Below are 23,374 nucleotides of genomic sequence, written 5' to 3'. Positions count from 1 at the left end.
AATGGCTCAACATCCGACGAGACGCAACCTTCTATTCGGCATCTTGTTATTAACTCCGGCGGCTGCAGCCATTATCGCGACGACGCTGCTGCCGGCTCTGTCCAACCTATTTATCGCTTTTCAGGATTGGAATGGCTTTGCAGCCGCGAAGTGGATCGGGTTTGACAACTTTAAAGCCGCTTTTGCGGATGATTATTTTTGGAAAAGCATGAAAGCTTCATTCTTTATCGGGATTATCTCCACGCTGGGCGCCGTACCTCTCGGCGTCCTTCTCGCGGCCTGTGTCTTCAAAGTCGGCAAGTTCGAAGGCTCGGCGTATCGGGTCGTCCTGTTCGTGCCGGTCATGATCCCGCTGGCGATTATCGGGCTGCTGTTCACGTTTATGCTGAACCCGGAGATGGGCCTGATCAATAAAATACTGGAGCTCATCGGCCTAGAGAACTTGCAGCGCGCATGGCTCTCCAATCCGGATACAGTGATGTGGGTTATCTCTCTCATCGGTGCATGGAGAATGGCTGGGCTGACGATGATGCTTAGCTTCGCCTCGATGATCTCGATTCCGACGGAATTATTCGAATCCAGCAAGCTGGATGGAGCGGGCTATCCTCGTCAGTTATTCTCGATTATGCTGCCGCTCATTCGCCCGTCGCTGCAAGTATCCGCCGTATTCTCGTTTATCGTGCTCGTGTCGACTTACGATTTGGTCTACATAATGACGCGGGGCGGACCGGGAACGGAGTCGCAGACCGTACCGATTTATATGATGAAAACGGCGTTCACGTACAGCAATTTCGGCTACTCAGCAACGATCGGACTATTGTTCTCCGTGGCGGGCATTCTGGTCATCTTCTTGCTGCAACGCCTCTTTAAGGGGGAGAACCATGAAATTTAGCCGAAATTCCGAGCGTATCGAAAGCTGGATTACGCGAATTATTTTACTCTTTTTCGTGGCAATTACAGTCTATCCGATTGTGTTCGTGGCGATTAACTCGCTGAAAAGCACGAGTGATTTCTATGCCAACGTATGGGCGCTTCCGAGCACGATTCACTGGAGCAACTATTCATCAGCTTGGTTTGACGCACAGATTGGAGAATATTTTACGAACAGCGCGATTATCGTTGTCAGTGCCGTGCTTGTCATTGCGGTATTCGGGGTCATGGCGGGATATGCGCTTGGCCGCTTGAATCTTCCGTATGCTGAAATGATTTTAATGTTCTTCCTAGCGATGAAAATGATTCCGCATGAATCGCTCATCATGCCGCTTTATCTGATGTTAAGCAAGATGGGCATCATCGGTGATCATATATCACTCATTCTGCCTTATGCCGGATGGGGATTGCCAATTGCCATCTATATTCTTAAAAACTATTTCCAGACGATTCCGAATTCGCTTCTGGAAGCCGCTCGGATCGACGGTGCTTCGGAATGGCTTACGTTCCGGAAAATCATGGTGCCGCTTGCGATGCCGGCAATTGCGACCGTCATTATTTTCAACTTTGTCTCGCTGTGGGGCGAGCTGTTATGGGCAACCGTAGCGTTGTCGACAGCAAAGCTGAAGACGCTGCCGCTTGGCATCATCGTGTTCCAATCTGAATTTGCAACCGATTGGGGACCGCTGTCGGCGGCGATCTGCATGGTTATGCTTCCGCTCGTCATTGTGTTCCTGTTCATGCAGAAATATTTCGTACAAGGCATTACCGCCGGCGCCAATAAAGGTTGATCCGGGGAGAGAGAAGGGAGAGAGGAACGTTGACCGACCGTATATATGAGCTTTTCTTGCAGCCTCCCAACGAATACCGGGGCAAACCGTTTTGGAGCTGGAATGGCAAGTTAGAGAAAGAAGAACTGGTAAGGCAAATTCACGTATTTCACCAGATGGGATTGGGCGGCTTCTTCATCCACTCCCGGACGGGACTTGTGACCGAGTATTTGGGAGAAGAATGGTTCGAATTTGTAGAAGCTTGCACGGAAGAGGCCGAGAAGCTTGGCATGGAAGTGTGGATCTACGACGAAGACCGATGGCCAAGCGGCACGGCTGGCGGTATGGTCACGGAGGAGCCTCGGTTCCGCTTGAAGTTCATCGAACTGCGGGTTGTGCCGGCGGCCGAGTTCGATTGGCCGGAATCGGATGATTATATCGCGGTGTACGCATGCCGTCTCGAAGGCGTTGCTTATTATGACGCCGTTCAGTTGATGCGCGGAGAGCTGCCTATGGCGGGTACGTCGGTACTTGTATTCGCTATCGTTGAGATGAACAAGGATAGCTTCTACAACGGATATACGTACGTAGATACGATGAACCGCGATGCGACGGACCGTTACCTCGAAATTACGCATGATCGTTACAAAGAGCGTGTCGGCAAGCATTTCGGGCGCACGATCAAAGGCGTGTTTACAGATGAACCGCATCGCGGGGCTCTTATGGACGGCTTCGGCATCACGAATGAACATCGGCTGTGGAGCGCGCCGTGGACGTATACGCTGTTCGAAGATTTCGAACAGGCCTTCGGCTACGACCTGCGGGGCCGGTTGCCGGAATTGTTCCTGAAGCCGGAGGGCAGGCTCGTCTCTCAGGTGAAATGGCATTATGTCGAGCTGACGCAACGTCTCTTCATCGAGCATTACTTGAAACCGATGCAGGCATGGACCCGCGAGAACGGGCTGCGCCTGACCGGCCATATGCTGCATGAAGATACGCTGACCGCTCAGACGGCCTACCTCGGATCGGCGATGCGCTTTTACGAGTATCAGGATGATCCGGGTGTTGATGTGCTGCGAGAAGGCAACCGTAACTATTGGCTCGTGAAGCAGCTGTCTTCGGCAGCCAGACAACTCGGGCAGAAGTGGCTGCTCTCGGAGCTGTACGGCTGCACGGGTTGGCAAATGTCATTCGAGTCGCATAAAGCGGTAGGGGATTGGCAGACACTGTTTGGCATTAACGTCCGCAATCACCATCTATCATGGTATACGATGGAGGGAGAATCAAAGCGGGATTACCCGGCGAGTATCTCCTTTCAATCGGCCTGGTGGGATGATTACGAATTCGTAGAGACGTATTTCTCCCGGTTTGGCTTGGTGTTGTCCCAGGGGGAGCGCAAATGCGACGTGCTTGTGCTGAATCCGGTCGAAAGCGTCTGGTGCCAAGTGTATCCGGGCTGGTCGATCGATATGAAGGTGCAGTCCCAAGACGTGCAGAAGCTGGAGGACCAGTACCGGGATACATTCCACTGGCTGTCCGGGGCGCAGATCGACTTTGACTACGCCGATGAGGAAATGCTCGGACGGTTGCATGCAATTGAAGACGCGGTTAAGGGAGATCCTCTTTTCTGGGTCGGACAAGCAGCGTACCGCGTTGTGCTTGTCGCCGGAATGATCACGATTCGCGAAAGCACGGTTACCGCGCTAGAGAAGTTCGCTGCAGCCGGAGGCAAAATCGTCTTCGCAGGCGAGGTTCCCCAGTACGTCGATGCAATGCCTTCTGACCGTTGCGTGCGTTTGGCGGAGCAGGCGGTTTCCGTTCCGTTCGACGGACCAGGTATCGTCGAGACTTGCCGCGCCGGCCAGAGTGTCCCTATGCAGGTGATTGACGTTGCAACGGGACTTCCAGCGGCTGAGGTTTTCTGCCGGTTGAATGAGGATGAGAACGGACGCTTCTATTTCGCGCTGCTCAACGTCAATCCGGCTGTCGCTTATGACATTCGGGTAGAACTCGGCATCACTGGTGCCATCGAAGAGTGGGATTGCAAGAACGGCGACAAGAAAGCCGTCGCTAGTGAGGCGGGCGACGGAAAGCTAAGCTGGAACGTTCGTTTCCATCCGTCCGAGGAACATCTGTATGTTATTGATAGCGTTGCGCCTGCGACAGAGCTGGCGGCTCCGATCTTGGAATCGTCAGCGTCAAATCGTCTGAACGAAGCTTATCCTTATTGCCTGAGCGAGAGCAATGTCTGCGTCCTGGATATGGCGAGCTACCGAATCGGCGATGGGGAATGGAGCAGGCAAGCCGAAATTTTGCAGGCAGACCGTAGCATCCGGACCGAATTGGAGCTGCCGCTAAGAGGCGGACGAATGATTCAACCCTGGTATGCGGCGCTCTATCATCAAGAGCTTAATGCCCTGGCAACGCCGCTTGTTTTGCGATTTGCGTTTTCGGTGGCTGTCTTGCCGGACAGCGATTTGCAGATCGCGATCGAGAGTCCAGACTTGTTCGAGATCACCGTTAACGGCATTTCCTTTGATCGTTCGGAAATGGATGGTTGGTGGGTCGATCCTTGTTTCAAGAAGATCAAGCTTCCGCGGGCTTTGCTGCGGACGGGTGAGAACGTATTGGAGCTGCGGACTGATTTCCGGAATGAAACCAACTTGGAGGCCGTCTATTTGCTCGGTGATTTCGGCGTTCGGTTGGACGGCGTGCGTAGAACGCTCGTCGCCTTGCCCGAAACCGTCTCGTTTGGCGATTTGACCGAGCAAGGTTTCCCGTTCTATGGGGGGAAAATTCGCTATCTCATCGCCTCTGCCGCTTTTGGCCCATTGCCGGAAGATGGTGAGGGAGCGACGCTGACATTACCGGCGTTCGAAGCCGCGTGTGTGAAAGTGGGTGCCGCATTCGGGGGCGAGACGAAGATGATTGCTTGGCAGCCGTATGAAGCGGATATTACGGAGGAGCTTCGTAAGGGCGAACCGATTGGCGTGGAAGTCGTGCTGACGCGGAGGAATACGTTTGGTCCGCTGCATCTCGTGCCAACGCGAATTCCCGAATACAGGCCATTCCATTTTCTAACGCAAGGAGAGTCGTATTCCGAAGCGTATGGTTTGATTCCTTCCGGCATTCTCGGCGTGCCCGAAGTTTCGGTGCGTTACTCGAAGTAAACGGAAGCAAGGCTGCCCGGCCTGAATCGGCCGGGCGGCCTTTTTTGTTCAAAGTTGAAAGGGGGATTGTCGAATATGAAATGGTTGATGGCGCCCGATTCTTATAAAGGAAGCCTCAGCGCTGTGCAGGTGGCGGAGGTGATGGTCCAAGCCGTGCGAGACGAACTACCAGGCGCGGAAGCGATTGGTTTGCCGCTCGCGGACGGGGGAGAGGGTACGGTGGACGCGCTCGTCACGGCGGGTGGCGGGGAGAAGCGGTTCGTGGAAGTGACGGGGCCGCTCGGCTTGCCCGTGCGATCGTACTACGGAACGATCGGAAGAACCGCCGTGCTGGAAGCGGCAAACCTGTTCGGCCTGCCGATGGTGCCGGAGGCGGATCGCGATCCGCTGTGCACAACTTCGGCCGGCCTGGGGGATGCGATTCGGGCGGCTCTGGATGCCGACTTCGCGGAGTTCATTATCGGATTAGGCGGGAGCTCCACCAACGACGGCGGAATGGGGATGCTTAGGGCGCTTGGCGTGATCTTCCTTGATCACTCGGGCAATCCGCTGCGCGGTTATGGCGCGGACTTGGCCGAGATTGCGTCCGTCGATTTCACCGGACTTGACCCGCGGCTCGCCGCCGCACGCATCACGGTTGCGTGCGATGTGAGCAATCCGCTGCTCGGCGAAGCCGGGGCTACGTTCGTCTATGGCCCGCAGAAAGGAGCTTCGCCGGAATTATGCCGCCGGCTTGACGAAGCGATGGCGGCTTACGCGGACAAGGTCGAGGAGGGGCGCGCTCCGATGCGGGACGAGCCCGGTGCAGGAGCGGCGGGCGGCCTTGGTTTCGCGTTCCTAACGCTTGGGGCGAAGCTTATGCCCGGCGCGGAAGTGCTTGAAGCTTATGTCGGGCTGCGGGAGAAAATCCGCGACGCGGACTGGGTCATCACGGGCGAGGGGCGGAGCGATGGGCAAACGTTGTACGGCAAGCTTCCGCTCCACATCGCCAAGCTGGCCCGCGAATCGGGGGCGAAAGCCATTCTGCTGTCCGGCAGTCTTGGACCGGACAGCGAGCGGCTTGCGCCGTATTTCGCAGGTTGCTTCTCCATTGCCGAAGGCCCGGCGACGCTGGCCGAATGCATGGAGAATGCCGAAGCCGCGTTATACCGATCGACCCGCCATCTGGCGCGGTTGATCGCCACGGCAAGCGGCTAAGAAGGGAATAAATCATACAAAAGGCATTCTCGGGGATGTAAGAGTGCTTTTTGATTAGTTTGCCGATCATTGTTTTCACAGGGATTATGGATGAACCCGTTTCTTGAGAAAATGCATGCTGTTCACTATAGGGGATTAACTAGAAGACAGGCCACGGGCTATTTGGCTCGCGGCCTGTTCTTTAATGTGGTATATGATCTACTTCGTCAAAAGATTGTATAGCACCTGCGTCATTTCCGCCCTTGTAGTCGTGCTTGTAGGGGTGAGCTTTCCGGCGTTGCCGGAGATAGCTCCCGTTTCGACCATCAGCGTCATGGCTTCTTTCGCCCAGGATTCGATCAGGCCGGCGTCGGTGAAGTCAGAGAGCGTCTTGCCGGAATTGCCTTGCGGCAATTCCCCGATAACCTTTAAGGCATTATAGAGCAAGGTAAACATTTCCTGGCGTGTGATTTCCTTTTTCGGTTCGAACATATTGTTACCCACGCCTGAGGATATGCCGAGCCGCTTTGCTGCTGCAAGATAACCGGTATAATATGCGTTGCCTGCGTCGGAGAAGTTATCCGCCGGATTAGTGTCCGCAGCTATACCATATGACTTCATCAGCATGACAAGGAAATCTCCACGGATCAGTTTGGCATTAGGGCTGTAATTCCCATTGCTTGTACCTGCGGTAATCTCCCTTGCGGCTATAAAGGAAACCGCTTTGTCATACCATGCGCCTGCCGCCACATCCATAAAGCTAACTTGATTGTAGCTTACAGCGTAGTTGCTGAAATGGGTGGTGGCAAAGGTCACGGACCCTGTGGCCGGGTCATAACGACCGTTTGGTACGGAGACCGCTTTGCCGCCGTTGTCGATGTACCAGATAACAATGCTATCGGGGTTTGCAAGCTCGACCGCTGTCGGTGTATAGGGTATGGATATTATGACCGGTGAGTTGGGATTATTCCACTCGATTTGCTTCCCGTCGATCGTTCCGGTCGGATAATACCCTGCGGATAAAGACGCGGAAGCCTTAAGTACTTGTGAAGATGATCCGATCGCGACGGAGGTCGGGTCGGCACTAACTGCAAGGGTTGTAACCGCGGCGCTCACGAGAGTTTGGACTTGATTACTGGAAGCATTATTATCCGAATTAACATCATCGGTATAGGTTGCAGACCAGGTATACGTGCCGGCTATCTGTCCAGCAGTGGGAAGAGTGGTTGATACAGTAAATGACTTATTTCCAGTGACAAAAAGGGGAGTAGTCAAGACGCCGCTGGGTGTAGTTAGCGTAGTCTCAATCCAGCCTGTAGGGGCAGTCCCACCAGTAAAAGCCACGTTTGCAGAGAGCGTTACGGTACCGCTGCTGGGCAGCGTTACATTGGAGGTTGTAGTAGTAATAACAAGTGACGGTTGAACGGCTGCAGAAACCGTGCCGGATACAGGAAGCGCTATTGTGAGTATAATTAGCAATACTAGTATTTTTCGTAAACTCATCGTTGATTCAAACCGTTTCCTTTTACTCTCCATTATATTTCCGCCTTTCTCAATGAAATTCCGCAATATAATCCTTCCTTCCCACACAAAAAAACTCCTATTATTGGACTCTACAAGGCATCATAGAGCGAATCGCAGGAGTTTGTAATCCTACTAAAGTAGTACGCGGTAAAAAGATAAAGAAAGTCAACAATAAATTGTTGTGGTACATTTGTTGATATATCGCGCCAAGGCCATAATATAAAAAGTGCTTTAATAAAGGAGTTGTGTCCAATGAATAAGAATAAAAGTTCAGAAATGAAACGCTCTCTAAAAGCAGAAAACATTCTATTACAGATCGATAGTAAAACTAAGCTAGGCGACTTACGAAAAATCGCGAAGGACATTAAAATAGATCACGAACTAGCTATGGAACTTTGGTCAACCGAAGGGTTTTTGCCCAGACTATTGGCAATCTTAATTATGGACAAAAAACTTCTTTCAGAAGATGTGCTAAATAAGCTTGATAAGGATATGCGGACTCACACATTTAAAGAGCGGAATAACTTAATGGATTGGTTAATGGCTAATCAGCTCACCAAAGAAAAGAAGACAATTGCATTGATGGAGTTATGGGAAAATAGTCCTTCTGCTTTGCAAAGGCGAGCCTTCTGGTATTATAAAGGGCGATTGAGATGGACTGGACAGACACCTCATGATAACACCGAAGACTTACTATCTGTAATTGAAGCTAAAATTGCCCAGGAAGAACCGGAAGTTCAATGGGCTATGAATTTCACTGCAGGCTGGATAGGCGTTTATGATCAAAAGAATCGGGCACGATGTATTGAACTTGGTGAGAAAACGGGTCTTTATAAAGATGAAATGGTATCGAAGGGCTGTACTCCCAATTATTTGCCGGAGTTCATTGCGATTGAAGTTAACAAACGAGATAATAATTAGTTACCGAGAGCGATTTAGGCTTCTCTTGGTTGTCGGTGTCATGTTAGGGTGCTAAGATGATTTTATTGACAAATATTTACTGCAAGAATATGATATTGATAACAGATCTCGCCACGCATACCTGTGAAGGTTGCGCACCAAGGCGAGACATTTTTTTTATATCGAGATAACCAGCGTTGGTGTCGTCGATTGTCGCTTTCAGGTCAGTTGCGGTTCGGTTAGACCTATTTAGTAACGATAGACAAACATTCTTTCGCGTTTTGTGAATAACATTATGAATGTTGCAACGTTTGTATTTATCTGTTGCGCTCCAGCCTCCGCATGCCATGCCGGTTAATGCCACCATACGATGTTATACTACTTTGCTGGAGAGCTCGCAGTATCCAAAGTTCTAATCATTAGGGTAGGAGAAAGGGGAACGATGATGAACGGGCCAGAAATTCGTCAGGGAAAGAAACGGTTTGCAGCAAAGCTAAGAGGTTGCTTCATTTTGTTAACGATCATTGCTTCGTTAATGACATTAGGAGCTCCTGTATTTGCCGGATTAGATACAGGACCCAATCCCATGCGGGTCGTGACTTATAACACGAATGGCGGCTCATATATTGCCCCCGAATTTGTGACTCCCGGAGAAACAGTGGGTTTTCGATTCACTCCCACGAAGGATTGCTACAGCTTCGAGGGCTGGTACTACGACAGTGCGCTGACGCAAGCCTACAACTGGTCAGATCCAATCACTAAAGACATCACTCTTTACGCGAAATGGGCGGCATCGTGCGGCGTCGCTACATTAACCTCGACAATCGGTACGGTAAGTACAGGCGGGACGGCGAATGAGACGATTACGGTCGGGACGAACATCAAGTTAGATGCGTTGAAGGCCGCAATCACGCCGTTAGCGAATGCAACGTTCGAGATCTACAAGGCAGACGGGATCACGAAAGCAACGACACTGGAAACGGGCACCAAGATCATCGTAACCTCGCAAGACGGAACGAATAAGGTTACGTACACGATAACGGTGAGTTCTCCGAATGTAGTGTTAAATAGACCCGCGACGGCTGACAGTACATGCAACGCCCTTGAGACCGCGGCCAAAGCCGTGGACGGCAGCGTCACCAACGGCAGCAAATGGTGCTCTTTGTCTAGCAACCGTTGGCTGCAGATCGATCTCGGCTCCGTGAAACAAGTAAGCCAATTCGTCATCAAGCACGCATCGGAAGGCGGGGAGCCCTCCACCTTAAACACGAAGGGGTACAACATCCAAGTTAGCGCCGATGCGATTAGCTGGAATACGGTGGTTAACGTAAACAATAATACGAGCGGCGTTACGGTAGACAATATTCCGGATGCGCAGGCTCGCTATATCAGGTTAAACGTTACCACGCCTACGCAAACTTCAGATGCAGTAGCAAGAATATATGAGATCGACGTATATGCACAACAAAATTTGGCGCTAAATCAACCCGCAACGGCCGACAGTACGTGCAACGGCTCGGAGATCGCGGCCGAAGCCGTGGACAACGGTGTCACCAGTAATAGCAAATGGTGCTCCAAGTCCAGTAATCGTTGGCTGCAGATCGATCTCGGCTCGGTGAAGCAAGTGAACCAACTTGTCATCAAGCACGCAGCGGAAGGTGGAGAAGCCACCGCCTTTAACACGAAGGCATACAATATCCAGGTCAGCAATAATGGCACCGAATGGAGCACGGTAGTCAACGTAACCAATAATACGAAAAGCGTGACGGTAGACGATATCGCCGCAGTATCGGCGAGATATATGAAGTTGAACGTTACGACGCCTACGCAAACCACAGACGCCTATGCAAGAATCTACGAGTTTCAAGTTTTTGGTCCCCAAAACATGGCATTAAATAAAACCGCGACGGTTGACAGTATGTGCAACGCTTCGCAAACCGCGGCCAAAGCCGTGGACGGCGGCATCATCAATGACAGCAAATGGTGCTCCAAATCCAGTAACCGTTGGCTGCAGATCGATCTCGGCTCGGTGAAGCAAGTGAACCAATTTGTCATCAAGCATGCATCGGAAGGCGGAGAGAGCTCCACCTTCAATACGAAAGCTTACAATATTCTGGTCAGCATAGACGGCAACAATTGGAATACATTAGTGAAAGTAACCAACAATACTAGCGCCATTACGGTAGATAAAATTACTGAAGTATCCGCCCGGTATATTAAGTTAAACGTTACGACGCCTACGCAAACCACAAACGCTGCGGCAAGAATCTATGAGTTTGAGGTATACGGACCACCGAACATGGCATTAAATACAGCCGCGACGAGTGACAGTACGTGTAACGCCTCGCAAACCGCGACCAAAACCGTGGACGGCAGCGTCATCAATGACAGCAAATGGTGCTCCAAGTCGGGTAACCGTTGGCTGCAGATCGATCTCGGCTCCGTGAAGCAAGTGAACCAATTCGTCATTAAGCACGCATCGGAAGGCGGAGAGACTGCCTCTTATAACTCGAAGGCTTACAATATCCAGGTCAGCACTGATGGCATGAACTGGAAAACAGTTGTCAATGTAACCAACAATACGAGCGGTATTACGGTAAATAAAATAACTGAAGTATCGGCTCGATATATTAAGCTGAACGTAACGACGCCCACGCAAACCACAAACGCTGCAGCAAGGATTTATGATTTTGAGGTATACGGACCACGTGTTGCTTCATAACTCTTGCGTCATATGCGATAGATAAGGATTTATTGCCTCTGAAACTTTAGTTTCAGGGGCTTTTTATTTTTGATTAGCGAAACGATCTCTCTCATATCTTACGATATTCGCGGTCGAGCCCGATTCAAGATGATTAGCGAAGAGCGTGCTTGTATTCAGCTTGTTTGGCGACTGCATTTGAATGGCCGTGCCCTCCTTCAATATCGTCCGAGAACAGTGCGTCGTATACGAGTTCGAATGCGAAGCCTTTGCTCGTATCCAAGGTCACATTAAGTATGTTGCCATTCGTTTTAATCGGAATCTCCTGCACGCGCGCGCCATTCAGCGTCAGCTTATAGGCTTTGTACGCACTCGCGGGATGGTTCGTGATCAGTCGAAATTGCGCCTTTTGCTGCCTCGCAAGTGTCGGCAGTGTGCCTTTGTAATACTTTACTTCCCCCGTCGGCAAAGTGACGCTTTCTTCTCCTGTCGCTGCAACATCCGTCTTGTATATTAGAAGCATCCGATTGCTATTCTTGAGCGCTTTCCCGTCCAACGAAGAGGCGAAGAAAGTACCTTTGTCCACGTCGGCCGTTACCGTTGCACGACCGAGCCTGAAGGTATGATTGTTCATTGTGCCCGCGATGGCAATCGCATTCGGCGTATTGACGAGGTATGTATTCAGATTCAAGTCGAACAAAAGCTCTCCCGTATCGGACAGCAGTTTGTTGTCGTTCAGTGCGGACAGCATTGCGGCTTTCTTATTCTGGTTGCTAAGGGAATGAATGAACGTCTCCGCTACTTCGCGATCATTCATTGCCGTCGTTATATTCAGCTTATTCGCCGCCGGCAGATTGCCGCTCGCGATTTGCTCCGCAGTCAAGTCATCCGTGATCTTGTAGACGGAGAACGGCTCGCCCGGTCGGTCCGCGTAGACGGATACCGTTTTGAACAAATGCGGGATATACATCATGTTCGCGATATACGCTTCTTCTTCAGCGGCAGCGCCCTTGTCCCTTGCCCACGTGCGGTCCCACACGAACACGAACTTTGGCGTGGCTTCATTGACAGCTCCGGTGCGGAACAATAATGTCGCTTCCGCCTCGGACAAGATTGCAAAAGAATCGCTCGCGACGGAGAACTGCTCCGAATTGCCCATCGGCAAATTCGCGTACCCGTCGCCGACGTCGCGCCCGAACGAGAAGCGGTTCATCATATCCCAGCCTTGATAGGCGCCGATTGCCCCGTTAAAGATACCGACCTCCTCGCGTCCCTTGGCTGGAAACGTATCCTGGAACTCCGTCAGCAGGAACGGCGTCGCGTACGGCTGTCTAAGCGAAAACGCGGGATAATAACTGCTGAAATGACGATCGGTCGTCCAATCCTTCGGATAGTTCGCTGCGGTCGCAGGATCGAACGCCATGCTAAGACGCGGATCCTTTAGCGGCGTATACTTATAGCCTAGGCGATCGTTCTCGCTGAATCGGTCGTCCACGAACTGATAGTAGCCGTGCGTTTCGTACACATCGGAAGCGGTGCTTCTCCAGTAATTCACGTTCGGACTGACGATGAAGTTTAATCCGCCAATTGGAGCATGAATACCGAGATGCTGCTTCAAATATGTCCGCATCGCGTTGGAAACGGTAATCGTTTTGTCAGAATAATAGGCGCTCAACCGATCAAACATTGTGCCGGACGCGTTCCAGTATGACGATGGGATCGATGCAACGGACGCCTCGCCGAACGTCGCCAGAAAACGGTTGAAATCCTGAAGCATATAGTCGCGGAAAGGCTGCTTCATCGCATTCAAATTCATATTGAGCAGCAGTGACTCGTTCCACGGACTGACGCCGACCAATACCGGGTCGTCCTTTAGCGCGAGACCGGTATACGGATTGACGTGAGAGAGCCACTTATTTGCGATCGCTTTCCACATGTCGAGCGCTTGAGGGAGAAACGGCAGCAAATACGCAGAATTGTCTTCCCCTGCATACTCGCCAAGCCCGGGAATGTTGTTAAAGTCGTACAAATGGAATACATCAATCGCCACATAGATGCCCTTAGCCTTCAGCCTCGAGATGAAATATTCCATACGATCGAGCTTATCCTCGTTGAATTGCGGCGTTCTTGATTCATTCTGCAGAAAGATGCCCGGCGACCAATCGGCCATCGAATCGGCCGGGTGAATGCGGACGACGTTGTAACCGATACGCGCAAGCCGGTCTACGGTCAGATCCGCCTCTTCGTGCGTGCCGTAATACATGTTCCACGTCACATTGGCGCCGTACAATTTGATCTTCTTCTGGGGCAATTGCTCAAAATTGTAATCCCCGTCCCCGTCTTGTTGAATAAATCCGTACTTGCCGGCTGGCGCTTCGTTCAAACCGGACAAATCTAGCGCGCTACCTTGCATAATCATTGGCTCTGTATTGATCGGCAGCCAGGTCGCAAATCCGTCAGCGTGCGCAGTCGATATGCCCCATAGTCCTACTGCCGGCGCGGCCAACACGATCGCAAGCGCGGCAATTAAGCTTTGGCAAAACCATTTCTTCATTATTTAGCTCCTCTGATAGCATGACTTTCGGCCGCCTTAGTATTGGATTGCTTTGTACGCTCAATATACCATGGACCAACTATCCAGCCAATGAAGGTCTCACGACTGCTTGCCAGCGGGAAGAATAACCGCGAAATTGCTCGATGCCTAACTTGGCAAAGGTAATTGTGAGAAATAATATCTCTACGATATACTGGTAGTTAAAGGTAACGGACCCAATTGAGGCTATCTCATGAAATCCAATAGGCGCTACGTAGATAGGACAACTCATTACAGAGAGGGATTATCTGATGCAAAATCAAATTGTTACACCAGGCAATGTGCTCAAGAGCGATGGCTCCTTGTCGCAGCATGGGTACTCGACCCAAGCTGTGCTGGGCTTCAATCGGGATGGGATTAAAGCACCCTCGCATCGAATTAAGGAATGGGATTTCTACCAGGTTTCGAATGACCATTATTGCTTGCAGCTAACGATTGGGCATGTTTCCTACGCAGGGGATGTATCAGTGAAGCTATTTGAGTTTGAGACCGGCAAGCGATTCGATTTCTCAACCATGCTGGTCCTGCCGTTCAATCGGCTGAATATGCCATCATCTGCAGAACAAGGCGATTTAACCTATAGCAAGAAAGGCTTCTACATGCAATTTCAAGTAATCGAAGGCGAGCGCAGGCTCATCTGCAGATCGGAAGGCAGCAGCAAGTCACCGCCAATCGATATTGATATCCGGTTATCTCAGCCGGATCGCACGTCAATCGTGTTGGCAACGCCTTTTGATGACGACAAACGGTTCTTCTACTACAATCACAAAATCAACTGCATGCCAGCAAGCGGCTTTGCTCGAATTGGGGAGAAGGAATACCAATTCGAGTCCGATACAGCCTTTGGACTTTTGGATTGGGGCAGGGGTGTATGGCCGTTCAGCCATGAATGGTTTTGGGGAAGCGGCAGCGGTTATGTAGACGGCAAGCGGTTCGGATTTAATATCGGTTACGGCTTCGGGAATACGTCAGCCGCTACAGAAAATATTTTGTTCTATGACGGTACTGCGCATAAGCTGGGTCATGTATACTTCGACTTGCAAGGAAGCGGCGGATACATGGCTCCAAAAGTGTTCACGAGCGACGACGGGAGATTCGAAATGGCGTTCACACCTATCTATGATCGGCTCACGAAAACGAAGCTGTTGATCGTCGATACGCAATGCCACCAAATTTTCGGCAAGTTCAGCGGTAAAGCTGTATTGGACGACGGATCGACGATTACAGTCAAAGACTTGGTCGCTTTCGCCGAGCATGCGGTCAATCGCTGGTAAGCATTTTTCAATTCGTGATGTGCCGAGTCGTTAAGACGTCAATTCTTTACTGATCGTTCTCAATATGCTATATTGATAACTGGAGGGAGATATAAATGGCGAGAAGCAAGGAGTTTGAAGAGAATGCGGTATTGGATAAAGCGATGAGACTCTTCTGGGAACAAGGTTACGAGAAGACGTCCATGACCGATCTGGTCGAGCGCATGGGAATCCATCGAAGAAGCTTGTATGATACATTTGGAGACAAACATATGTTGTTTCTAAAAGCGATGGATCGTTTTGGCGAAAAAATCAATGCCGAGCTTAATTCTGGAATTAAACGTTCCAAGACTGCAACGGAAGCTCTTCAGTTTATATTTGGCTTCATGATTGATGGACAAGCAGACTCGCCTTCCGGCTGTTTAATGGTGAATTCCGCAGTAGAATTGGCAGTACGCGATGCCGAAGTTGATGCCAAGCTCACAAAGGCGTTTACAATAGCAGAGCAGCAACTCAAGGAAATTATTCTCTGGGGGCAGCGGGACGGCGAATTCACCACGGATTACGATGCCGGAGAATTGGCAGAATACCTGCATAATGTGTGGGTTGGTTTAAGGGCAATGGCAAGAATGTCGGTTTCCAAAGAAAAACTTCACGGTATCGCACATACATCGATGAAACTTTTAGAGAGGTGATCGTTTTTTTTTAGTTATATTAGAACGATCATTCTCAAAATACGACCGAAACTAACAAGGAGGAACCATTAATGTCTAAACAATCGAAGATGAGAGTTATGGTAATCGATAAATACGGGAAATTCCCACTCAGATCAACTGACATTCCAATTCCCGCAGTTGGCGAGCACGATATGCTGGTGGAAATCCATGCGGCCAGCGTGAACCCCCTAGATCTTCTTGTGCGAGATGGTAAAATCAATGTCCTGCTGAAATACGATATGCCCCATGTATTAGGATATGATTTTGCGGGCGTTGTTATTCAAACGGGAAGGAGGGTTACAAAATTCAAGGTCGGTGATGAAGTATACGGCCGATCAAGCAAGGGCGGAACCTTCGCTGAATATATCTCCATGAATGAAGACGATATTGCCCTAAAGCCACGCAACCTTACCTTCGAGGAAGCGGCGTCCATTCCATTGGTTGGGCTTACCTCCTATCAAGTATTGCATGAAAAATTAAAATTAAAGGCCGGACAGAGGGTATTGATTCAAGCGGGTTCCGGCGGAGTCGGTACTTTTGCTATCCAACTTGCCAAAGTGATGGGACTTTATGTCGCAACAACGACGAGCGAAGCTGGAGCCAAATTGGTCGAATCGCTTGGAGCCGATCGCATCATCAATTACAAAACGGAACAATTCGATGTGCTGTTACAAGATTATGATGCCGTCTTCGATACCAAAGGCGGAGAGACTTTAGAGAAGGCTTTTAAAATGGTCAAAAAGCAAGGTCAAATCGTATCCGTCGTAGGACCGCCCAATGCGCGCTTCGGAGAAGAGGAGCGGGTCGGCTTCGTCAAAACGAATCTATTTCGATTGGTTGCCCGGAAGATTACTAAATTAGAGAAAAAATATAAGGTCAAGTACAGCTTCCTGTTTATGAAACCAAACGGCAAACAATTAGAGATCCTTACCAAATGGATCGAAAACGATGAAATAAAGCCCGTTATTGATCGAATTTATCCTTTTGAAGACACCCAGAAAGCGATTGAGCACTCCGAATCAGGCAGAGCAAAAGGGAAGATCATCGTAAAAATCAAGTAACCGCCACTTTAAAACAAACCATGCTAAGGAGCGAATAATTATGAAAATTTCTGAACAAGTTGCTTTTGTCACAGGCGCAAACCGAGGTTTTGGCCGTCATCTGGCTATTGAACTTATATCCAGAGGAGCTAAGGTGTATGCCGCGGCTAGAAATCTGGAATCCATTGACATCCCGGGCGTAATTCCAGTCAAACTGGATATCACTAACCCGCAAGAAGTAGCTGAAGCTGCTGCTGCCGCAAAAGATGTAACGATTCTGATCAATAATGCAGGCGTTTCTACAGGCGCTTCCTTGCTTGACGGCGATCTCGATCACATCCATCTGGAATTCAATACGCACTTTTTCGGCACCTTATCCATGATTCGTTCTTTCGCACCTATCCTTGCGAATAACGGGGGAGGGTCCATACTGAATATTCTCTCCGCCTTATCTTGGTTAAGCACGGGAAGCATAGGAGCATATTCGGCTGCGAAGGCGGCAGAGTGGGCACTGACGAACGATCTGCGCATCAGTCTGTATCCTCAAAAAATTCGAATAGCCGGCCTGCATGTTGGATACATGGAGACAGATATGACCTCAGGCGTTAATGCACCTAAGTCAAACCCTGCGGAGATCGCAAAAATCGCTATTGATGGAATCGAATCCGGAAGCTTTGAGATTCTTGCCGATGATTTGAGCCGCATGATCCAAAGCGCGTTGGCCGGCGGTGTAGCTGCGATTTATCCGAATTTGGCATAACACAACACCATGCACATGCGTCTACGGGGCATATTCTGCACAGCCTAAGGACAGGAATTTATGACTAGAATGTCGAAGTTACTCCTAATTACTCATTTTCTGCATTATGGGGGGCTTTCGATGATTGCCGCAACGAAGATACACATCCCTTATGAACGACATACCTTGCTTGCTCGTGCCGATCTGCTTCGTCTGCTTGACGAGGGCATGGACGCGAAGCTGACGCTCTTATTTGCTCCATCTGGTTATGGGAAAACGACGGCGCTAAGCGAATGGGCTAAACAAAGCGGCAAGCTTGTCGCTTGGGTGTCACTGAGCAAGCAGGACGATGATTGGATCGCCTTCTGGAACATGGTCATCGTTTCGATCCAGAATCAGGTCGACGCCTTTGGCCTGACCGTGTTGCCTCTGCTGGCGGAGGGGCCTTCTGGATCTTCCGCATCGTTGGAGCCGGCGATGACTGCGCTGATCAACGAGTTGAACCAATTGCCGGACGAGCTGGTCGTCATGTTCGACGATTATCATCTGGCGACGATGCCGGCAATCCAGAAGTCGATGATCTACTTGCTGGAACACCTCCCAAACCATATTCATTTATATATTGCAAGCCGCAACGACCTCCCCTTCCCGACAGCAAGATTATTTGCGAAAGGCGAGATGCGGAGGATTACGATCGAGCAGCTGCGGTTCCGACTGGAAGAAGCCAACCATTTCTTCCGAGAGACAACGGAGTTGCGACTGTCGGCTGAGCAGCTCCATATGCTGTATGACCAAACCGAGGGTTGGATTTGCGGCTTGCGGCTTGCGGCCATTTCACTGAAACGAAGCGGAAATATGACGGAATCAATCCGTCAATTCAGCGGCCATCAGCAGCACATAGCCGATTACTTGCTGGAGGAAGTCATTCGTGATTTGCCGGAGGCGATGCGCGATTTTTTGCTGCAAACTTCCGTGTTAAGCCAGATGAATTATGCATTGTGCGAGGCGGTAACCGGTCAAGCGAGAGGTCAGCAGCAGTTGGAACAGCTGGAGCAGCTTCAGCTATTCATCATTCCTCTGGACGATGGGCGCAACTGGTATCGTTATCATCATCTGTTGTCTGATTTCCTGCAGTCGATGCTTGCTCGAAAAGAACCCGAGCTATGGGTTCAGGCGAATACGCGTGCTGCGCAATGGCTCGAACATAACGGGTATATTGTAGAAGCGGCGGAACATTATTTGGCGGGACGGCAATATGAGGATGTCGCTCGCCTAATCGAAGCGCATCTGTACGAGCTTCTTGGAGGCAAGAACACCGTCGTTGCTCGTTGGGTGATGCAAGTGCCTGAGCCATATATAGCGAGCCGACCGCTTGTTGAGCTATTTTATTTGTTCGTGATGGTCGGCGTTCGGCAGTTTCATCACATTCCGGATCGGGCGGAACGGCTTCGTATTCGTTTCGAAGCTTTGATGAATCAAATGGATGCTGACGTATGGCGTAAGACCATGGGGGACATCTATTATGTCTGCGGTACGGCTGCCTATGTGAAAAAAGACCTTCCGAGCACGGCTGACTATTTTATCCGTGGAGATACGTTTGCGCCCGCACACGAACAAAGCTTGTTTATTCAAGGCGGAAACAATAAGCATTATTCGGTTGAAGAGTTTGAAGACCATCTGAGCTACATTAACGATTACCAGGGTGCGGCACAATTTTTCATAAGAATGATCGAGTATTGGCGGGATCACGTTAACCATCCGTATGCGACGCCGATGTATGCTTCCTATGCCAAGGTATTGTACGAGTGGAATCGGCTGGAGGAAGCGGAGGAATGGCTGAACCGCGTTATGCATGCAGACGGATTTGATCCGGTTCCCCGCAATCGGTACCAGCTCGTTGTGGCTGCTTCTAGAATTCAGCATGCAAAGGGGAACTCACTAGAGGCAGCGGCGCTGCTAGAACAACTGAAGCTGAAGATTGATTCACCCGACTATGAAATCTTCATACGCAAAATCGAAGCGGAGCAGGTGAGCTTGGCGGTGCGCGAAGGCGATATGGCGTCTGCTCAGCGATGGTTGAAGCAATGCGGGATGTCGCACTCGGACGAAGCAACGCTGGACCAAGTTTCTGAACAATTGGCGCTTGTTCGCGTACTGGCTGCATGTGAACAATTCGAATGGGCGTTATCTCTAGCAGAGCGAATCTATCATCTGTTAAAGAAGGAAGACCGTCTGCGGGACCGCATTCACATTCTGATCGTACAAAGCATGACGTACTATCGCGACAACCAGATGGAGTCGGCGCTTGCGAAGCTGGGTGCCGCTTTGCGTCTGGCCAAACCTCAAGGGTTCATTCGCAGCTTCGTAGACGAGGGTTCCGCAATGGCAGGGCTGTTGTCTATTTATGTGCAGTCGTATGGAGACAAAGATGCGGGATCGATGGATGCATCAAGTTATGCGAGTCTCTTGCTGCAAGCGTTCCATGTTCATAAAGCACATCCGCGAATGAAAATCCGATGCTTCGGGCGTCTGCGCGTGGAGACAGAGAACGGCACTGCGGTCAAATGGCGAACGTCCAAAACCGAGGAATTGATGGCATTTCTCATTCATCATCGCGGCGAGGTGGTGAGCAGAGACCAAATTCTCGATTGTTTGTGGGGAGAGGTAGAGGTAGATCGGGCAGGGGCGCAGTTTAATACAACGACTCACTATTTGCGCAAAGCTTTAAGTCAAATCGGGCTTGAAGGTATCGTTCAGCACGTAGAAGGCGGTTACCGAATCGATATGAGCCAATTACACTGTGATCTTAATGAGTGGGATCGTTTGCTGGCCGCGCAGGCGCAAATCGACGACCTAAAGCTGCGTGACTATGCCGCTGAGCTTGTTCAATTATACGGAGAGGGCTATATGGCAAGCACTTCGTACGAATGGGCAGAGCCGGCGCGAGTTCTCCTGGAAAGCGAGTACGTCGCGAGCTTGCTTCGCCTTTATGAACGTGAGGAGAAGAAGGGGCAATACGCTGCGGCTGCGGATCTACTGCGGAAGGCGCTTGTTCATGATCCATTGAATGAGTCCATTCATGAACGGCTCATTCGCGTGCTGGTTTTGGCGGATGACCGCATTGCGGCGATCAAGCAATATGAGGCGTTAAGGATGCTGCTGCTGACGGAGTTCGGGATTGAGCCGAAAGAAACGGCCAGGAGAGTGCTGGAAACGAATTGAATCGATTTGCTCCATATAGGGAAGGGAGTATCCCAAAGTTATGAAAAATAACGGAGGGATACTCCTTTTCACTAGCACTTGTTTAGGATTTGTTTAGACTGGCTGTGATATGGTGAAGCAGAAATCGACAATTTTTTTGCCGAAAAGGTTGGAAAAAGTCGGAATATTTCTGGATTGTGTGAACATGAACAATACGGAGGTACCTATGAATGGAGCAAACCGTTTTGAAACAGAACATCAGAAGGGATGAATCCGATGAAAAAAAGAATTTTGAGTTTCTCGCTAGCGGCTCTATTGGGATTAAATGCTGCCTTTGGCTTTCCCGCTAACGCGGCAGCCAAGACTTCTGCCGACTTTACCGACCTGAAGGATTTGGATGCGGCAACGAAGGCGAAGTTCGACGCTATGATTAGCGCTGGAATTTTTGATGGCGTCAGCGATACGACGTTCGGGCTCAAGGATGAGATGAACCGCGCCCAGTTCGCAAAGGTTGCGGCATTGATTACGGGCATTGAAGTCAATAAAGATCTGAAGACGTCCAGTTTCAGCGACGTCAAGGCAGATGGTGCCAACGGTTATGCGTTGCCTTACATTGAAGCGATCAAAACGGCCGGCATTACGGCTGGTAATGGCGACGGTACATACAATCCGGCCGGAAAAGTAACCAAAGAGCAGTTGGCCGCGTTCTTGGTCCGAGTGTTAGGCAAGGACGCGGAAGCAAAAGCGAAGACTGGCGACGATAGTACGGTATCCGACTGGGCGCAGGGTTATGTCGCCCAGGCGTTGCAACTAAAACTATTATCAAATGGCGCGGACGGAAAGTTCGGCGGCCAAGCAAACGCAACGCGCGATCTGCTCCTTACAGGCGCATACGAAGCCAAGCAACAGTACGTTGCACCTGGCAAAGTGAGCCTCACGGGAGCGAAAGCGGCCGGAGCAAAGAAGATCAACGTGACCTTCAATAAGCCTGTCGACACACAAAAAGCGAAGCTCACTGTCTCGAAGGGGAGTGCCTCGGTCACGTGGTCGGATGATAAGAAGAGTGCTACCTTGACCTTTGAGGACAGTTTGGTGGCAGGGGAGTATACCGTTACTTTGTCTGGTCTTGATGCTGCGGATGTGGACAAGGTTACCGCAAGTTTGACAGTAGAAGCCGAGACAGTCACCAAGATTGAATTTGCCTCTGCGTCCGACACGCTTGCCAACTCCAAAGCGGTCGCTATTCCGTTTAAGGCTATCAATCAGTATGGCGAAACGGTTCAAGCTCCCAAACTAGATCTGTATACTAATGTTACTGCCAAGATTGATCTCGATCGTATGGCAGTCATAGCGGATACCACGGGACCGGGGATCGAGCGGGGTTCGGTTGTAACTATAACTTTAATTGCTACAGACAACCAGGTTACGGTCACTAAAAACTTTAAAGTTGGGGATGCACAACTTATTGCAAAGTTGGAATTGAGAGGCACGCTTCGTGATTCGAACGGACAAGAAGTAACGCAAGCTGAATGGACTCGTAATTATCATGTGAACTTCGATGCGTATGATCAATATGGTTATTTAATATTGCCATCATCGACTAACTTGTTGTCTGGGGTTAACTCCGTAGTCATGCCGTATCTTGCAGTTTCAATTGGAACGGTAGTCACGGCGCGTAATGGTGAACCAGGCACTTTCTCGGTACCTTTCACAATGCCGAGAGAGGGTTTGGTCGGGGAATATGCCATTAATCTTTACGGAGGCTTTTCGTCTGTCACGCTGAAATTCAATGTTGTGACTGAGCCGCCACAACCAACACCAGCACCAACTTCAACACCAAGACCGACACCAACGCCAACACCAACACCAACACCGACACCAACACCGCCGGCTTCGGAGCCAGCACCATTGTTGGATATTAGTAACATCTCTTTTGGATCTAATGGGCCAGGCTTCGGAAATATTGCGGGAGTCATTACGTTGCCAGCGGGGGCTAATCAGTTGATGATTAGCACGAGCAGTTCGTCATTTGCGACTCCTGAGGTCGGTGAGGTCATGTCCGGATACACGTCTTGTGCCATGTTAGGAAATATGCTTCAAGTATATTGTAACTACAGCTATAGTAGTGAAACGTATTATGTTGCATTGGCAGCAACGGATGCTTCTGGTCATGTGGTAGCATTCGCAACGACGCCCCCAATGAGTGGCACGCTAGAGGAAATTGAGCCTCAGCCAGAAGATGAAAATGTGACATTTATGCCGGTGCAAGCCGGATCTGTAACGCTATCATTAATATTTAATTCACCCGAACTGAGTGAAACAACGCTTCAGAATATATTGACTCTTATTAGTTCAGTTACTGTAGATAGTGGCAGCTCAAGTACAACGCTAACGGTTACTCAAGTTCAATGGGATACATTTATGCCAGGTATGCAACAGCTCATCATCACACTCGATCCTTCAACAGACCTTCTACCGAATGATACGATAAAGGTTACGTTCGCTCCGAGGGCCTTGATGGATTCGAATAATGTCCCTCTAACGACAACTGTATTCGAGACAAGCGTTACCGCACTCTGATTTTAGCTTACATTTGAGCCCAGCTAAAGAAGGTATTGTTGCTCAATTCTATTGAGAGCAATACCTTCTTTGTTGTATAAA

14 protein-coding genes are annotated in these 23,374 nt (G+C 50.1%); 12 read left to right on the top strand and 2 right to left on the bottom strand.

Translation table 11 applies throughout. The annotated features are described in order from the left end of the window. Position 1: 1 nt before the first annotated feature. The 4 genes from AC0YN0_RS20905 (at position 2) to AC0YN0_RS20890 (ending at position 6,067) form a co-directional block, all read left to right on the top strand. A complete protein-coding gene (locus tag AC0YN0_RS20905; protein WP_475822982.1) occupies positions 2 to 892 on the top strand; it encodes a carbohydrate ABC transporter permease in 891 nt (296 codons plus the stop codon). After that, the gene (locus AC0YN0_RS20900; RefSeq protein ID WP_337103788.1) at positions 882 to 1,721 is read left to right on the top strand and encodes a carbohydrate ABC transporter permease; all 840 of its coding nucleotides are present in this window, start codon (positions 882 to 884) and stop codon (positions 1,719 to 1,721) included. Before AC0YN0_RS20905 ends, AC0YN0_RS20900 begins: the two co-directional genes overlap by 11 nt. A gap of 29 nt (positions 1,722 to 1,750) precedes the next feature. Then, positions 1,751 to 4,870: a glycosyl hydrolase gene (locus tag AC0YN0_RS20895; RefSeq protein WP_475822981.1), complete on the top strand. Its 3,120-nt coding sequence runs from the start codon at positions 1,751 to 1,753 to the stop codon at positions 4,868 to 4,870. A 75-nt stretch (positions 4,871 to 4,945) separates the two neighbouring features. Further along, positions 4,946 to 6,067: a glycerate kinase family protein gene (locus AC0YN0_RS20890; protein ID WP_475822980.1), complete on the top strand. Its 1,122-nt coding sequence runs from the start codon at positions 4,946 to 4,948 to the stop codon at positions 6,065 to 6,067. A gap of 198 nt (positions 6,068 to 6,265) precedes the next feature. On the opposite strand, the gene AC0YN0_RS20885 is transcribed toward AC0YN0_RS20890, so the two are convergent. Then, a complete protein-coding gene (locus AC0YN0_RS20885) occupies positions 6,266 to 7,582 on the bottom strand; it encodes an S-layer homology domain-containing protein (RefSeq protein WP_475822979.1) in 1,317 nt (438 codons plus the stop codon). Positions 7,583 to 7,822: 240 nt separating this feature from the next. On the opposite strand from AC0YN0_RS20885, the gene AC0YN0_RS20880 reads away from it, so the two are divergent. After that, complete coding sequence (locus AC0YN0_RS20880; protein WP_475822978.1) at positions 7,823 to 8,491, top strand: DNA alkylation repair protein; 669 nt, start codon at positions 7,823 to 7,825, stop codon at positions 8,489 to 8,491. 421 nt (positions 8,492 to 8,912) lie between these two features. Next, positions 8,913 to 11,192 (top strand): discoidin domain-containing protein, encoded by a 2,280-nt coding sequence (locus AC0YN0_RS20875; RefSeq protein ID WP_475822977.1) that lies wholly within the window; start codon positions 8,913 to 8,915, stop codon positions 11,190 to 11,192. A gap of 133 nt (positions 11,193 to 11,325) precedes the next feature. Here the strand turns inward: AC0YN0_RS20875 and AC0YN0_RS20870 are convergent, their stop codons facing one another. Then, the gene (locus AC0YN0_RS20870; RefSeq protein WP_475822976.1) at positions 11,326 to 13,725 is read right to left on the bottom strand and encodes a hypothetical protein; all 2,400 of its coding nucleotides are present in this window, start codon (positions 13,723 to 13,725) and stop codon (positions 11,326 to 11,328) included. A gap of 290 nt (positions 13,726 to 14,015) precedes the next feature. Between AC0YN0_RS20870 and AC0YN0_RS20865 the strand changes: the two genes are divergently transcribed. The 6 genes from AC0YN0_RS20865 to AC0YN0_RS20840 all read left to right on the top strand — a co-directional run bounded on the left by AC0YN0_RS20865 (position 14,016) and on the right by AC0YN0_RS20840 (position 23,293). After that, on the top strand, positions 14,016 to 15,038 hold the full coding sequence (locus AC0YN0_RS20865) for a DUF2804 domain-containing protein (protein WP_475822975.1): 1,023 nt from the start codon (positions 14,016 to 14,018) through the stop codon (positions 15,036 to 15,038). Positions 15,039 to 15,133: 95 nt separating this feature from the next. Further along, positions 15,134 to 15,712, top strand: coding sequence for a TetR/AcrR family transcriptional regulator (locus AC0YN0_RS20860; RefSeq protein WP_475822974.1), 579 nt, complete (start codon positions 15,134 to 15,136; stop codon positions 15,710 to 15,712). A gap of 89 nt (positions 15,713 to 15,801) precedes the next feature. Beyond that, positions 15,802 to 16,794, top strand: a complete 993-nt coding sequence (locus AC0YN0_RS20855; protein WP_475823043.1) for an NADP-dependent oxidoreductase — start codon at positions 15,802 to 15,804, stop codon at positions 16,792 to 16,794. Positions 16,795 to 16,834: 40 nt separating this feature from the next. After that, the gene (locus AC0YN0_RS20850; protein WP_475822973.1) at positions 16,835 to 17,533 is read left to right on the top strand and encodes an SDR family oxidoreductase; all 699 of its coding nucleotides are present in this window, start codon (positions 16,835 to 16,837) and stop codon (positions 17,531 to 17,533) included. A 120-nt stretch (positions 17,534 to 17,653) separates the two neighbouring features. Then, the gene (locus tag AC0YN0_RS20845; protein WP_475822972.1) at positions 17,654 to 20,734 is read left to right on the top strand and encodes a winged helix-turn-helix domain-containing protein; all 3,081 of its coding nucleotides are present in this window, start codon (positions 17,654 to 17,656) and stop codon (positions 20,732 to 20,734) included. A gap of 255 nt (positions 20,735 to 20,989) precedes the next feature. Next, the gene (locus tag AC0YN0_RS20840) at positions 20,990 to 23,293 is read left to right on the top strand and encodes an S-layer homology domain-containing protein (RefSeq protein ID WP_475822971.1); all 2,304 of its coding nucleotides are present in this window, start codon (positions 20,990 to 20,992) and stop codon (positions 23,291 to 23,293) included. Positions 23,294 to 23,374: the final 81 nt, after the last annotated feature.

Source organism: Paenibacillus sp. J22P218, from assembly GCF_056269195.1.
Note: the sequence above shows the minus strand (reverse complement) of the source record. Positions and strands in the feature narration are given on the sequence as shown.